The organism is Clostridium magnum DSM 2767 (assembly GCF_001623875.1).
Classification (GTDB): domain Bacteria; phylum Bacillota; class Clostridia; order Clostridiales; family Clostridiaceae; genus Clostridium_AM; species Clostridium_AM magnum.
Genome location: NZ_LWAE01000011.1, coordinates 1 through 15,968, shown reverse-complemented (window position 1 = coordinate 15,968; position 15,968 = coordinate 1). Strand labels below are relative to the sequence as shown.

The 15,968-nt window shown below is 32.2% G+C and carries 11 protein-coding genes and 1 pseudogene; all 12 read right to left on the bottom strand.

The window, feature by feature from the left end; all coding sequences use genetic code 11:
- Nucleotides 1–153 precede the first annotated feature (153 nt).
- Complete coding sequence (gene aspD, locus CLMAG_RS26450) at nucleotides 154–1,788, bottom strand: aspartate 4-decarboxylase (protein WP_066629970.1); 1,635 nt, start codon at nucleotides 1,786–1,788, stop codon at nucleotides 154–156.
- A 271-nt stretch (nucleotides 1,789–2,059) separates the two neighbouring features.
- On the bottom strand, nucleotides 2,060–2,188 hold the full coding sequence (locus tag CLMAG_RS34510; protein ID WP_278331736.1) for a hypothetical protein: 129 nt from the start codon (nucleotides 2,186–2,188) through the stop codon (nucleotides 2,060–2,062).
- Nucleotides 2,189–2,235: 47 nt separating this feature from the next.
- Nucleotides 2,236–3,324: a GerAB/ArcD/ProY family transporter gene (locus tag CLMAG_RS26445; RefSeq protein ID WP_066629969.1), complete on the bottom strand. Its 1,089-nt coding sequence runs from the start codon at nucleotides 3,322–3,324 to the stop codon at nucleotides 2,236–2,238.
- 69 nt (nucleotides 3,325–3,393) lie between these two features.
- Nucleotides 3,394–4,491, bottom strand: coding sequence for a GerAB/ArcD/ProY family transporter (locus tag CLMAG_RS26440; protein ID WP_066629964.1), 1,098 nt, complete (start codon nucleotides 4,489–4,491; stop codon nucleotides 3,394–3,396).
- Between the two features lie 28 nt (nucleotides 4,492–4,519).
- Nucleotides 4,520–5,698, bottom strand: a complete 1,179-nt coding sequence (locus CLMAG_RS26435) for a Ger(x)C family spore germination protein (protein WP_242954994.1) — start codon at nucleotides 5,696–5,698, stop codon at nucleotides 4,520–4,522.
- A gap of 26 nt (nucleotides 5,699–5,724) precedes the next feature.
- Entirely contained in the window at nucleotides 5,725–7,329 is a 1,605-nt protein-coding gene (locus tag CLMAG_RS26430; RefSeq protein WP_066629962.1) for a spore germination protein, read from the bottom strand.
- A gap of 376 nt (nucleotides 7,330–7,705) precedes the next feature.
- On the bottom strand, nucleotides 7,706–9,025 hold the full coding sequence (locus tag CLMAG_RS26425; RefSeq protein WP_066629960.1) for a putative bifunctional diguanylate cyclase/phosphodiesterase: 1,320 nt from the start codon (nucleotides 9,023–9,025) through the stop codon (nucleotides 7,706–7,708).
- 113 nt (nucleotides 9,026–9,138) lie between these two features.
- On the bottom strand, nucleotides 9,139–10,254 hold the full coding sequence (gene glgD, locus CLMAG_RS26420; protein WP_066629955.1) for a glucose-1-phosphate adenylyltransferase subunit GlgD: 1,116 nt from the start codon (nucleotides 10,252–10,254) through the stop codon (nucleotides 9,139–9,141).
- A 223-nt stretch (nucleotides 10,255–10,477) separates the two neighbouring features.
- A pseudogene (locus CLMAG_RS26415) lies at nucleotides 10,478–11,628 on the bottom strand (glucose-1-phosphate adenylyltransferase).
- Between the two features lie 83 nt (nucleotides 11,629–11,711).
- Nucleotides 11,712–14,150 (bottom strand): glycogen/starch/alpha-glucan phosphorylase, encoded by a 2,439-nt coding sequence (locus CLMAG_RS26410; RefSeq protein ID WP_066629954.1) that lies wholly within the window; start codon nucleotides 14,148–14,150, stop codon nucleotides 11,712–11,714.
- 33 nt (nucleotides 14,151–14,183) lie between these two features.
- Entirely contained in the window at nucleotides 14,184–15,611 is a 1,428-nt protein-coding gene (glgA, locus tag CLMAG_RS26405; protein ID WP_066629949.1) for a glycogen synthase GlgA, read from the bottom strand.
- 5 nt (nucleotides 15,612–15,616) lie between these two features.
- Nucleotides 15,617–15,968 (bottom strand): alpha amylase C-terminal domain-containing protein (locus CLMAG_RS26400; RefSeq protein WP_201787675.1); only part of this gene is annotated, 352 nt, incomplete at its 5' end.

Sequence of the window (15,968 nt, the reverse complement as noted above, 5' to 3'; positions counted from 1 at the left end):
TTAATACGTTAATATAAATTTTATCACAATTTCCCGAAAATGCAAGTTTATCTTATGAATATTTCATTTTTATTTAAAGGATTGCCTCCCAATATTTACTTAAAAACAAAATTCCCTTATCCAAATATTCAATTTTGATAAGGGATATACCTATTATACGTTTTTCATTTCTTTCCATTCTGAAGCGTAATCTTCTAATATCTTACGAAGTACTTGACCAATTTTTGAATAAGACTGATCATTTAAATTTGCAAGTGATATTCTAATAGACCATTCTGGACCATTAAATCCGCTGCCACTCAATAATACTATAGAAGATTCCTCTGCTAATCTTAAAAGAACGTCCACTGGTTTATAATTCTCTTGCAGATGCTTGGCAAGTTCATCACCATAATTGTTACTTGCCCACTCTAATAAATCAAATTGAGTATAGTAAGCAGCATCAAAATGGTCTTCCCTCAATTTCAATCCTAATCCATCGAATAAAAGTCTCTGACGACGGCGACAAATATCCATAGTAAGCTGCTTGTACCTATTTTCTCTATCAACTATAGCAAATAGAGAAAAGAATGCCATCTGTACTTGTTGTGGTGTCGATAATCCTGCAGTGTGATTAAGGGCTACTTGACGGCTATCAGCAACTATTCTATCTATAAAAGGAATTTTATCTGGATTAGTAGAAATTCCTGAATAACGTCTTCTAGCCCTTTCTTTTCTCTCTATATCTTGTTCTCTTAGTAATTTATCAAATATATTATCTTCATAAAGTGCTATAGTTCCAAGACGCCAACCTGTAACTCCAAAATATTTTGAGAAGGAATATACACCAATTGTGTTGTATGGCAAATCTGCCATTAGTGAACGGAACTCTTCTACAAAAGTACCATATACATCATCTGAAATAATCATTAAGTTAGGATTATGATTTTCAACAATATCTTTCAAGTGATTTACTGTCTCTGCTTTCATTGCTCTTGATGGAGGATTACTTGGATTTACTATAAATAATGCCTTTATACTTGGATCACATAGTTTTTCAATCTCCTCTTGAGGATATTGCCATGTACGCTCACCATCTTCAGTTACTTCATCAGCTAAAACTTTAATAACTTCAAAATTATACCGTGGTAAATGAGGTATTTCAAGATAAGGTGTAAAAATTGGTGCCATAAGTGCAATCTTATCACCTTTAGCCAATATATTATTTGCAATTAATGAGTCAAATATATAGCACATTCCTGCAGTAGCTCCCTCTACTGCAAATATTTTGAATTTCCTTTCAAGTGGTTCATTATAACATAATTCTTGAATAAGATAATCATGTACCACACTTTCAATGTGTTTTAACATTCTATCTGGCTGAGGATAATTGTCACCAATAATTCCATCTGCTAATTCATATATCCATTGGTCAGCATTAAATCCTTTTACCGTTACACCATAATTAATCATTTTGCTAAGAAGTTCAATTCCAGGAGCATCTTCATTATTTTTTACATAATCTAAAAAACGTTCTGAAATTCCTTCTTTACGCGGCATTCCCGCTAAATCTCTATCATTCCACACTCTACGACTTTCTTCAACAGCAAAGTGGCCAAAGGTAAAAAAGGCTTCTCTTGGTGTTGCTGCAATCCAGTTAGGATTTCCCCTACCTGCATCAAGCAAAGAATGTGCACCGCTTTTTCTTGATTCTTCTGCAAGGTCAATTAATTTATCTTTAAGTTCGAAGGGACTGATTTTACCATATACCTTCTCTATTTCTTTTCGTTGAACACTAAAATTCTCCATATATACTCCTCCTACTGGCAATTAACTTAATGTGTTATTATTTTCTTATAAAGTTCTTCATATCTTTCTACGGTCTAAAATCAAAAGTTGACGTTTTTTCCAACTAGAAGAATACTTCTTTCTCTTTTGAAAAAATCACTATCTAAAAGTATTTTCATTTTAGCATAATGTACTTATACTGTATATGCATTAAATAATGCTATATTTGACATTTAAATTATTTAATTAGTTATTTTAAGATAATTCATTAATAAAAAAAAGACTTTTGTATTCATTGCTTCTTTTGTCTAACCCAAGTAATAATAGATAACATAGTGCCTAAGATAAATAAGAATATTGGCATTGCTAAAGGATAATTTCTCATAACATGGGACTCCCATGGAAATAAAAACTTCTCCATTTTCTATATCTCCTTTTCTTCAAAACAATTACTTCTTTAGCAGTTGTTTAATTTTTTAATTGCTGTCGGATTAAAGTAACAATAAATAATATACCTGGTAGAATTAAAAACAAGGGTATCAATAAATTATAGGGAATAATTTTTAAACCAGCTTCTATATGTGCTGATACGTTCGACGCCATTGTCATTGCTAAATATAGTCCTATTGCTGCTACCGGTAAAACAAATATCCTTCCATTGGTTACTAAAGTTAACTGTTGAATAGCTCTAACCCCTGCAAATAGATGAATTGACATTTTAAAAAATAGAGTACTCAAAAAGTACAGTACCTCTATGGCATCTAAATTTTCAATAAAGTCACCTATACTTATTTGTCGAATTAATGTATAAAAAGGATATATACTATTTTTAAATATACCCTCTCCTAAAGTTACAATTGATATTACATCAAAAAGTGCAATAAACACCCCAGTTGTAATGGTAGCAAGTAATGTAGTCTTCATAATCTTCTCTGGTTGTTTTACTAAAGGCCAAATCATAGCTAGTTCTATGGACTCACCAAAAGATTGACTTATACCTAGAGGCCATACACTATTCCAAATTGTTCCCCAGCCTTTACCTGCAATAGGTTGTAAATTATGTATATGTACTACATCCGAATTGAAAATTAAAATTACTTCTAAAAAAAATAACAGGAAAATTAGAGGTAGAAATAACTCTCCTAGTCGCGCAATGATTTCTATACCACTAAAAACAGCATAAACTAGTACGAGTACAAATATAGTCAAAACTATAAAAATAGAGGTTTTAGGCAGAAGTGTAAGAGGTACTAAATATGCAAAATCACCTAATCCCCGCCCTAGCTCATATAAACTTAGTAAGGCATATACCCATGCAATAGGTGTACCCAGCCATTTCCCAAACTGTGCAGGATACCATTCTACTATAGTTAATCCAGGATTCATACGCATTATTAAAGTGTATAGAAGCATAATCAACAATCCTATAATCGTAGATATCAATACAGCAATCCAAGCATCTCTGCCCGCAGTTGACGCAAATCCGAATATAATTGTAGTTCCAATTTGATACAATACCGTTAATACATACAACTGGTAATTCGAAATCCTTTCCATATGTTTTCTCCTTATTTTAAGGTTTGCATTGTTCTAGTGTTAATACTCTGTTTTAAAGTCCAACACCAGCTATCTTTTATTTTTTTCTAATTTCTTTCGGATTAAAGTAACAACAAATAGTATCCCCGGTAAGACTAAAAATAATGGTATTAATAAAGTATAGGGAATAATTTTTAGACCAGCTTCTATATGTGCTGATACGTTAGATGCCATTGTCATTCCTAAATATAGTCCTATTAATACTACCGGCAAAACAAATATCCTACCATTTGGAACTAAGGTTAACTGTTGGATCGCCCTGACCCCTACAAATACATGAATGGATGTTTTAAAAAATAAAGTAGTTAAAAAATATAAAACCTCTATAGCATCCAAATTTTCAATAAAGTCACCTACGCTTATTTGTTGGATTAATGTGTAAAAAGGATAAATGCTATTTTTAAAAATCCCCTCTCCTAAAGTAGCAATTGCCATAGCATCAAAAACTACAATAAACAATCCAGCTGTAATAGTAGCTATTAATGTAGTCTTTATAATCTTCTCTGGTTGTTTTACCAAAGGCCAAATCATAGCAAGTTCTATAGACTCACCAAAGGATTGACTTATACCTAGAGGCCATACACTGTTCCAAATTGGTTTCCATCCATTACCTGCAATGGGCTGTAAATTATGTATATCCATAATACCGGAACTAAAAATGAAAATTACTTCTAAAAAAAACAATAGAAAAATTAAAGGTAAAAATAATTGTCCTAATCGTGCAATAACCTCAATACCACTGAATACGGCATAGGCTTGTAAAAGCGCAAAGGCAGTGAGAACTATAAAAATAGAAGTTCTCGGTAGAATTGTAATTGGTACTAAAAATCTCAAATCACCTATCCCACGTGCTAGCAAATATAAAATTAATAAGGCATAAATCCATGAAATAGGTGTACCCAACCATTTACCAAACTGTGCAGGGTACCATTCCACTAAAGTTAATCCAGGATTCATACGCATTATTAAAGTATATAATAAGATGATCAATGACCCTATAGCTGTAGATATTAATACAGCAAGCCAAGCGTTCCTTCCAGCAGTTGATGCAAATCCAAATATAATAGTACTTCCAATCTGATACAATACCGTTAGTACATACAATTGTTGATTTGAAATCCTCTCCATATACCTTCTCCTTATTCTAAGTTTTTTACTAATTCGACGTTAAAACTTTACTTTGGAGTCCAACATCAACTATCCTTACATCGCATGTAACCTTTACTTTTACCTTTGGAAATTCTTCATCCCAGTTTTTTTTATAATAGTTATTCCATTCCTTAGGGTATTCTCGATATACTGCCGTTCCAAATCCTAATATATCTGATTTTAATTGTTTCTGTGTTTTTTCTAGTGCTAACTGAATTTTTTCCTTAATATCCTCCGAAACTCTCCCTTCAACAAAATGTATTTCCTCCGAATTACTTAAATCTAAATTAGAGGAATTTTCATAAATGCTTCCTTCCGTATAAACTTTCACTTCCATCTCTACTTCACTTCCCTTAAGGATAGGTTTAACTTTAGTCTTTGCCTTAATTATTTCTACAGCCAGCTTTCCTCCTTTCTTTTCATCAGATATATTAGTTGTTACTACTCCTCTTTTTATTTCATTACGAAGCCATAATGCACCTCTAGTCTCCTCACCGCTTATCCATCCAATCAATTTATTTTTATTAAATACAGCAGCCCCTTCTATACCTGATGCCTTTTTAGGGTCTTTAGTTACTTCTAGCTGTTTAGGTTTCACTTTCGCTCCAACAGGCTCTACTCCCTCCTCCGTCATCATATTTAAAAAATCCTTAAGACTAGTTCTCATACCTACTTCTAGCTTTTCTGATTTTATAAATTTTTCAACAATACTTCTCTCTAATAGCGATTTCATACTTAGCATTTCAGACGCTTGCCCTTCTACAAAAAACATACTAGCCTTCAAATGAGATTCAGGATGTCTATAGAAGAAGTCAATAACCTCTGAAATCCCCTCTCTTGCCAGCTTTTCTCCTATGAAAATAGCTTTATTTTGAGAAAGAAAAATTTTTCGAGATAATTTCTTCTCAATTTCTCTGTAAGCATCCATTATTCCATATCCTTTTTCTGATATTGAGATTCTTGATTCTTTCTCAGCTGAAGTTCCACCTGCCATTAAACCGCCAAAACCAGTAGCTCTAGTTACAGGAATAAGTAAAGTAAAAATAATTTGACCATCATCAGTCTTATCTAATCCAACTCCTGCTACAATTGCAATGTTATTTACTTCTATTACATCTGTGCAACCAGTAAATAATTGCATTGTTATAATAATCAATATTAAAATGCTTATCCTCCTCACAAACATCTTCCTTTCCAGCCTATGATAAAAATCTACTTACTGTCTTTAGGTGGATGTGGCCGTAAATTTCTTTTCATACGCTGCTGGTCTTTAGTTTCCATAAATTCAGGTCTAGAGATCATAGCCCACCAAGGTGCTCGTACTATGCTATCTTTAAGTCCAGATAAATTCAAAGGAGCCAACGGTGTCAAAAAAGGTATACCAAAAGAACGAAGCTTTGCCATATGAATTAGAATAACAAGAATGCCTATAAACATTCCATATAACCCTAATGTACTGGCAAGTATTATCATGAAAAAACGAAGCATACGAATAGATATTGTTAAATTAAACTTTGGAATAACAAAGGAAGAAATACCTGTAATTGAAACAACTATAACCGTGGCAGCTGAGACAATGCCTGCCTGAACTGCAGCCTGACCTATTACCAAGCCTCCAACAATACTTACGGTCTGCCCTGCCACTCGTGGCAAACGAACACCAGCTTCCTGCAATCCTTCAAAAAAGATCTCCATAAATAAACTTTCAATAAATATTGGAAAGGGAACACCTTCCCTAGAAGAAGCTATAGTAAGCAATAAAGTTCTTGGTATCATACCTTGGTGAAAAGTTGTCAAAGCAATATAAAAAGAGGGTGCCAATAGACTCAAACCTAAAAATAAGTATCTTATACATGTAATAATTGAAACTGTAATATATCGATTATAATAATCTTCAGAAGCTGTCATCATTTCAACGAAGGTTTGGGGAGTAATTAATGCCATAGGTGTATTATCTACAAGTATCCCCACATGCCCCTCAAGCAAACTAGCAGTCAATCTATCTGGTCTTTCTGTAACTCCAAATTGTGAAAAGATAGAATAAGGATTATCTTCTATCAATTCCTCAATGTATCCACTTTCTAGTATTGCATCTATATCAATTCGAGAGATCCTTTGTCGCACTTCTTCTACCAAGGAATCTTTTACTATACCATCTAAATAGGTAATCACTATATCAGTTTTGGATAAACGCCCAACCTTCATATTTTCCATTTTTAGCTTAGAAGTTTTTAACCGTCTTCTTATCAAACTCGTATTAGTACGTAAATTTTCCGTAAACCCATCTCGCGGTCCTCGAATAACTGGTTCTACTGTGGGTTCTTCCACATTCCTCTTATCAAGTTTCCTAAAATCTATAAGAATAGCTTGTTTTGCTCCATCGACTAACAAGACTGTATATCCAGAAAGGATATCTTCCAATAAATCTTGAATATTCATACTTGATTTTATATGAGATGCCGTAATTACACTATTCTGAAGAAAATTTTGTATTTCACCTATCTGAATATTTTTAGGCTGTGCTGGATTATTTCTATACTTTAACAGAGGTTTTAGTATATCTGAATTAATCAATGTAATATCTACAATTCCCTCTATGAAAATCAGAGTTCCTTTCTGAGAACCACTAATATCAAATTCCCTATACACTACATCAGAAGACCTATCAAAAATTACTTTTAATTGTTGAACATCATTTGCCATACTGCCGCTAAGGATTTGATTTGCCATAGGATTGTCATTTGCAGAAGATGTCTGGTTACTACTATTACGAGTCTCCGTTGAATTATTTAAAACTCCATTTGTTGCTTCTCCCATTTCCATACCTCCCTATACAAATTATATTCTTATCCTATAACTACTGATTTTAATACTCACATATTATTTAAGTTCCATTTCATGAAGTGTAAGCTTAAATCAGATGGGGTTTCAAACCCCACCTGATTCTTAGTTGAACGAATCCAGGGGCGTAGCCGCTCTTTACTCCCTCTTTGAAGAAGATGGGAGTATTAGAGCGGATAGTCATCGGATAAATAGTTATATTTATTTTTCGCTATATATTAGTTTTTATTCTGTTCTAATTTTGTATTTTATCTAAGCTTACGCTAGTGGAAAGATTCAATTCATATAAAAAAGGGGTTAAGCACTTAACGCCTTAACCCCTTAATTTTACTCTTTTTTACATAAATTAAATTCACACTATATATTTTTTATTGTTCTTTAGCATCTCTTCAAACTCTTCACCTGATACAGGTTTGCTAAAGAAATATCCTTGAATGGTATCGCAATTGTATTTCTTTAGCATTCTGAATTGCTCTATAGTTTCTACACCTTCCGCTATAACCTTTAGATTAATTCCATGTGCTAAATTTATTAAAGCTGAAGATATAAAATTTTGTTTCTTATCTGTCAATATTTCATCAATAAATGATTTATCTATTTTTATACAATTAATAGGCAGGGATTTTAAATAATTAAGAGAGGAATATCCTGTTCCAAAATCATCTAAGGATATATCAATACCTAAGCTCCTTATTTTGTCTAATAACTTCTCCGTTTGCTCAAAATTCTCCATAACCATACTTTCTGTTATTTCAAATTCTAACCACTTAGCTTCTAACTGAGTATCCTTTAAAACTTTTTTTATATAGTTAACAAAGCCATTGTCCTTTAACTGTCTCATAGAAAGATTTACTGCTACCTTTACAGGTTTATATCCTGATTCCTGCCAAATTTTATTCTGTACACAAGCTGTTTTCAAAACAAACTGACCGATTTCAGTTATGATTCCCGTTTGTTCTGCTAAGGGAATAAATTTTGAGGGAGGTATATATCCTTTCATAGAATGCTTCCACCTTATTAATGCTTCCATACCTTCAATTTCCCCTGTATTTACATCAATTTTAGGTTGATAAAATACTTGTAGTTGATTACTCTCCACTGCTTGTCTTAATTCCTTTTGCAACTCAGCTTTTTCCCTAACCTCTTCTTCCAAGTTCTTTTCAAAGAATTTATAGCCACTTCTGTCCATTTTTTTTGCAGAATTCATTGCTATATCAGCATTCTTAAGCAAGGTTTGATAGTCTTTTGCATCCTTAGGATATATAGCTACCCCAATACTTACAGTTACAAATATATCATAACCTTCTATTTTAAAATTTGTATTAAGCTTTTTTAATAGATCATATATAAAAGATGCTGCTTGTAGTTCATTATTACTTTCTCTATCAAGGATAATAAACTTATCTATTCCAAAATGAAATAACATATCTCCACTTCTCAGAGATTTTTTTAAAGTAGAGGCTATACTTACTATCAATTGATCTCCTGAATCATATCCCAAGGTATCATTTACCTCTGTGAAATTATCCACATCTATATATATTAATGCTGCAAATTCTTTTGTATCTTTTAATATCTGTGGCAGTCTGTCTTTTATATAATTTCTATTTGGTATACCAGTTAGATAATCATAAAAGGCTAACAATTCAACCTGTTCTTTTGTTAATGACATTATGATTCTTCTCCTTTTTCACTTTCTAGATGAAACGAAATTTGAATCAAGGATTCACAATTTTAAATTAACAATGCTTTTGCAAATAATATAAAATGTGAATCATCTATACATTAATATGCTTTTCTCACATTATTTTCTACAACTAATGGGATAGTTATATCTCCTCTAAGTTCTTTATTGTCGCCAATATTGACATGTTTATCTGTTATTATATTATAAAGCTTTGCATTTTCTCCTATAATACAATTTTGAAGAATTATACAATTTTTAAGCATAGCTCCTTTAGAAACCTTAACACGTCTAAATATTATACAATTTTCTACAGTTCCTTCAATTAAACACCCATTAGCAATTATCGAATTTTTAACAATACAATCATTAGTATATCTTGCTGGAATCTCATCATTAGTCTTAGTGTATATAGGCCTCTCCAAAGAGAAGAGTTCCTTATTTATTTTATGATCTAGAAGTTCCACACTCCTTTTATAATAAGATTTCAAAGAATTTATACAGGCTAAATATCCTTTGAATTCATAACTTTTCACCTTTAAATTATCCAAGGAATTATATATAAAAGATTTCACTTTTCTATAGTGCCCTGAACTTATACACTCATTAATTATGTGTATCAAAAAATCTTTTTTCATTATAAATATGCCCATGCCAACATTAGCATTCTTTCTATTACCTATGTTCTTGCCAATACTTAATATATTTCCTTTTTCATCTATATTTAAAGTCTCACAACCACAGAAATTTTCATCTGCATCCTCTATTTTTTTGTAAACCATCGTTATATCGTAGTCTGATTCTATATGATTCTTTAAAATATCTTTAAAATCAATATTGCATATCATATAAGAGGAAGTAAATATCACATATTCCTGTTTAGCTCTATATAAATACTCAATGTTATTTGCAAAATTAGTTATATCATCTATACAAGGATCTGTAGTAGTAAAATTAAAAAATCTAAGTCCATCTATTTTCCTGTTTAAATCCCAAGGTCGACCATTGCTCAAGTGATCCATTAAAGATCTTGATTGCATCTTTGAAAATATTCCTATACTCTCAATACCTGCATTTGTTAAGTTTGATAATATAAAATCTATAATCCTATATCTGCCTGCTATTGGCACAGATGCTAGTGGCCTATTTCTTGTGAGTTCTCTTATCTTATCTTCATTTTCATCTAAATTTATTATACCTAGACAATTCTTTAACATAACACCCCTCCTGTAGAAACTTCACCCAATTTAAAGTTTCACTTTATCCCATGATTACTTTTTTCTAGTACCCTAATCTTGGTCAAACTTGAAGCAAGATCTTAATTCAGATGGGGATTCTTTTACCCCATCTGAATTTTAGAGCTGCGAATGCATGGCTTACTTGGCGTTGAACTCCCACTTGAAGAAGTGGGATACTTACGCCAAGTTAGTCAGGTTAAATTTAACCTCTATCAATGATTGAGCCTGCTTTCACATCCTGGTTTCCACCTATTACTGTAACTTGTTTTCCATCTCCAATAATACAATCTCTTCTTACAACTACGTTACTTCCTACAATTGCCTTATTTATTATTACGTTATCTCCAATCTTGCTATCCGGCATTATTACTGAGTTTATTATTTTAGAATTTTTACCTATAATAACTCCTGAAAATAGTACTGAATTATTTACTTCTCCGTAAATTTCACAACCATCTACAGAAAGACTATTTGTAACTTTTGCATTAGGTCCTATATATTGTGCAGGTCTAACATGATTTTGAGAGTATATTCTCCAATTTTTATCTTGCATATTTAGTTCGTTATCTTCTCTAAGCAAGTCCATATTTGATTCCCACAAGCTTTCTATTGTACCTACATCTTTCCAATACCCTTTGAAGGAATAGGCATTCAATTTCATATCTTGTTCCAACATTTTAGGAATTATATTTTTTCCAAAATCATTACTAGATTCTTTATTGCTTTGGTCCTCTTTTAGAATTTTCTTCAAAACCCTCCAATTAAATATATAAATTCCCATAGAGGCTTTCGTACTTTTAGGATTTTTAGGCTTTTCTTCAAACTCGTATATTGAACCATCCTCATTAGTATTCATAATACCAAACCTACTTGCTTCTTCAATGGGAACATCTATAACTGCTATGGTAGCATCTGAATTTTTTTCTTTGTGATACTTTAGCATGTTATCATAATTCATTTTATATATATGGTCACCAGATAATACTAAGACGTATTCTGGACTATAGCTATCAATAAATGAACTATTTTGGAAGATGGCATCTGCAGTGCCTTTATACCAAATACCTCCACTCTCTTCTTGATAAGGTGGCAAAATATATACTCCCCATCTCTTCTATCAAGATCCCAAGGACTTCCTATGCCGATATGTGAATTAAGTACTAAAGGCTTGTATTGTGTTAATACACCTACAGTATCTATACCTGAATTTGAGCAATTACTCAGTGCAAAATCAATTATCCTATATCTACCCCCAAATGGAACTGCAGGCTTCGCAAGTCTTTTGGTAAGTATTCCTAATCTAGAACCCTGTCCTCCAGCTAGTATCATCGCTACCATTTCTTTTTTTAACATATAGTGCCCTCCCCCATGTACTTTTAATGTAAAGTTATCCGGTGAGGTTTGAAACCCCATCTGATTCAAGTTTTCACTTCATATTATAGATTCTTATATAAAAACCCAGATCCCCATATACCTGTAGCATATTCCTGTATAGTTCTATCGCTAGAGAATATACCGGAATGAGCTATATTCACAGCACACATAGATTGCCATTTTGAAAAATCTCTATATAAGTTATCTACTTTATCCTGTGCTTTCAAATAGGAATGAAAATCTTTCAATACAAAAAATTCATCATTATAGGTAACTAGATGCTCATAAACCGCTCTAAATCTTTCTTTATCCCCACAATAAAATCCATTTACTATATCATCAGTAACCTGTTTTATTCTATAGTCTCCATTAATCATATCAGTAGCTGAATAGCCACCTTTTTGATAGTAATCTAAGACTTCTCTCTCTGTTAAGCCAAAAATAATTATATTTTCATCTCCAACTTCATCTCTTATTTCAATATTTGCACCATCTAAGGTTGCTATAGTAACAGCTCCATTCATCATAAATTTCATATTACTTGTGCCTGAGGCTTCCTTTGTGGTAGTAGATATTTGTTCACTTAAATCTGCTGCAGGAATTATAGTTTCAGCTAAAGAAACCCTGTAGTTATGCATAAATACTATCTTTATTTTTTCATTTACTTTTGGATCGTTATTTATCTTATTAGCTACTGCATTAATAAGCTCTATAGTATTTTTAGCAAGATAATATCCTGGTGCTGCTTTACCTGCAAATATAAAAGTTCTAGGAACTATATCCAAATTAGGATTTTCTATAAGTCTTCTGTAAAGATCCATTATTCTTAAACAATTCAGGGTCTGTCTTTTATACGCATGAATTCTCTTAACCTGAACATCAAATAAAGAATCTGGATTTACAGAAATACCTTGATTAATTTTTATATATTCTGCAAGTTTCTTTTTATTAGACAGTTTTATTTGATGTAGTCTTTCTTGAACGGACTTATCCATGGCATAGGCTGCGAAGGCCTCCATATCTGTAGGGTGCTTTATAAAACCACTGCCTATAGTCTCCTTAAGAAAATCTGTAAGCTCAGGATTTGCTCCCATAAGCCATCTTCTATGAGTTATTCCATTAGTTTTATTATTGAACTTTGTAGGATTGAAATAGTAAAAGTCTGACATCTCCTGTTTTTTTAGTATCTCTGTATGAAGTTTAGCAACACCATTTACACTATAGCTCCCTACTATAGCTAAATGAGCCATTCTTACATATCCATCAGCAATTATAGACATTTTACTGATTTTATCCCACTGTCCTATATATTTATTCCATAATTCTTGACAGAATCTTCTATTTATCTCTTCAACTATCATATAAATTCTAGGCAATAATTTTTCAAACATTTCCACAGGCCACTTTTCTAAAGCTTCTGCCAATATAGTATGATTTGTATAGGATATTGTATTTGAAGTTATCCTCCAGGCTTCATTCCATCCATACCCCTCTTCATCCATAAGGATTCTCATAAGCTCTGGAATAGCCAGGGTAGGATGAGTATCATTTATGTGTATAGCTATTTTTTCATCTAAATCCTTTAAAGTTCCTTTTCCATAAGCCTTAAAATGCCTTATTATACTTTGAATCCCGGCAGAAACAAAAAAATATTGCTGCTTTAACCTAAGAATTTTTCCTTCATAAAAACTATCATCAGGATATAAGACCTGAGATATAGCCTCAATAGAATTCTTATATTCTATTGCCTTCAAATAATCTCCTCTGCTGAAGGAAGAAAAATCAAATTCGTCATATAAAGGTTCTGCACTCCAAAGCCTTAAGGTATTTACCACTTCATTTTCATAACCTATAACAGGAATATCATAGGGCACTGCTAAAATAGCTTCGTATCCTGTATGATTAAATCTCAGATGTCCATCTTCATTTATTGTAGTTACTTCTCCACCAAATCTAACAACCTGAGCCTTATCCGACTTTTTTATCTCCCACACATTGGCATTTTTTAGCCAGTAATCAGAAGTTTCTATTTGTTTTCCATTTACTATTTTTTGCTGAAAAAATCCATATTTATATCTTATGCCACACCCATGTCCTGGTATATTCAAAGAGGCCATAGAATCTAAAAAACAGGCTGCTAATCTGCCTAATCCACCATTTCCCAATCCTTGGTCTTCTTCTAACTCCTCTAAACTATCTAAATTTATATTAAAATCACTAAGTGCTTCCCTACATATATCTTTTATACCTAAGTTAATTAATGCATTGCCTAGTAATCTTCCAAGCAAAAACTCCATAGAAAAGTAGTAAACCTGCTTCTCTCCCGTGAAATTATACTTCTTATTAGTATTTATCCACATCTTAACTACATAGTCTCTAGTAAGGCTTGCCAGAGCTTCATACTTATTATAGTCTGTTCCCTCATGCAAATCTTTTCCATGCATTTCTATAAACTTTTCTTCATAATCCTTTTTAAAGGTCTCTTTATCTATATTGAACATATATATTCCTCCTACTACAAATTTTAATGTAGGTTAAAACATACTTTCATAAATTTCTTTATAAGTTTTAGCAGATTTATCCCAGCTATTGTCACTTTCCATGGCTTGTAGCATTATGCTTTCCCAAAGTTCTTTATCTTCGTAGTATTGAAGTGCCTCCTTTATAACATGAAACAAATCATAGGGATTGCAATAGGTAAAACTGAAGCCATTTCCTTTTCCAGTAAACTTATCGTACGATTTTACAGTGTCCCTAAGGCCTCCAGTCTCTCTTACTATAGGTATTGTCCCATATCTTAATGCTATAAGTTGGCCTAGTCCACAAGGTTCAAATAAAGATGGCATTAAGAACATATCTGAAGCAGCATATATTTTATGAGCTAATACATCATCGAAATATATATTAGCTGATACTTTGTCTGGGTATTTTCCTTGAAGATATTTAAAATAATCTTCATATTCACTATCTCCAGTACCCAGTACCACTAATTGCATATCTTTCTTTGCAAGATCATCACCTATAAATCTTATTAAGTCCAACCCTTTTTGAGAGGTAAGTCTTGAGACTATTCCAATCATAGGTATTTTTTCATTTACCTTAAGATTTAATTGTTCTTGAAGTTCCTTTTTATTAATAAGTTTGTTTTCTAAATTATTTTTATTATAGTTTTCATATATTACAGTATCTTTTTCTGGATCATAAGTATCGTAATCTATTCCATTTACTATGCCAAAAAGATCTTCAGCCCGGCTTTTTAAAAAGCCGTCTAATCTCTCCCCATATTCTGTGGTTTGAATTTCTTGGGCATAGCTTCTGCTCACAGTAGATATTTTATCACTATAGTTTATTCCACCCTTCATAAAACTTACTGATCCATACAATTCTATACTTCCATCCCTATATATATCATCGCTATATCCAAAGAGTTCTCCAAGTATATTTGGATCATAATTTCCTTGAAATAATATATTATGGATACTATACAATATCTTTATGTTTTTATAAAAACTATCTTTTTCATATTCCAGTTTATATAATACTGGTATCATACCTGTATGCCAGTCATTACAATGTATAACATCCGGTTTCCAGGCTAGCTCCTTTAACATCATAAGCACAGCCCTATCATAAAATGCAAACCGCTCTCCATCATCATAGTAACCATAAGGGTTATCTCTAAAAAAGTAGTATTCATTATCTATAAGGTAGTATTTAACTGCATCTACATTACTCTCAAACACTCCTGAATATTGATTTCTCCATCCTACAGGCACTGTAAATGATTTTTTAAAATTCAGGCTGTACTTGTCACTTAGTTTTATATTTTTATACTTTGGAATTACCACTCTTACATCTATTCCTAAAGCCTTAAGATATTTTGGAAGGGCATAGGCCACATCAGCTAGCCCTCCTGTCTTAATAAAAGGATCTCCTTCTGATGCTACAAATAAAACCTTCATTTGCTCTATCTCCTTTCATCTTCTTTCTCTACTGTATCATTTATATTCTTTATATAAGTTTTGTTTTCTACCTCTTCTATACTGTTTATATTATCTTTCTCTTTCAATTCTACTTCTTCAATTTTAGTATTTTTATTCTTTAGTTCATAAATTTTATCTACCTTAAGTATTACTGTTGCCATGGGCGGAACCTTAATTTTCATATGGTAGGGCTCTCTATGCCAGGGTCCTTCCTCTGAATAAAGTATGGTGTCCATTATTTGTCCTGACCCTCCATACTTTTTACTATCTGTATTTAGAAGTTCACTATATTCTCCTAAATATGGAACTCCAATTTTATAATCATGATATACCCAT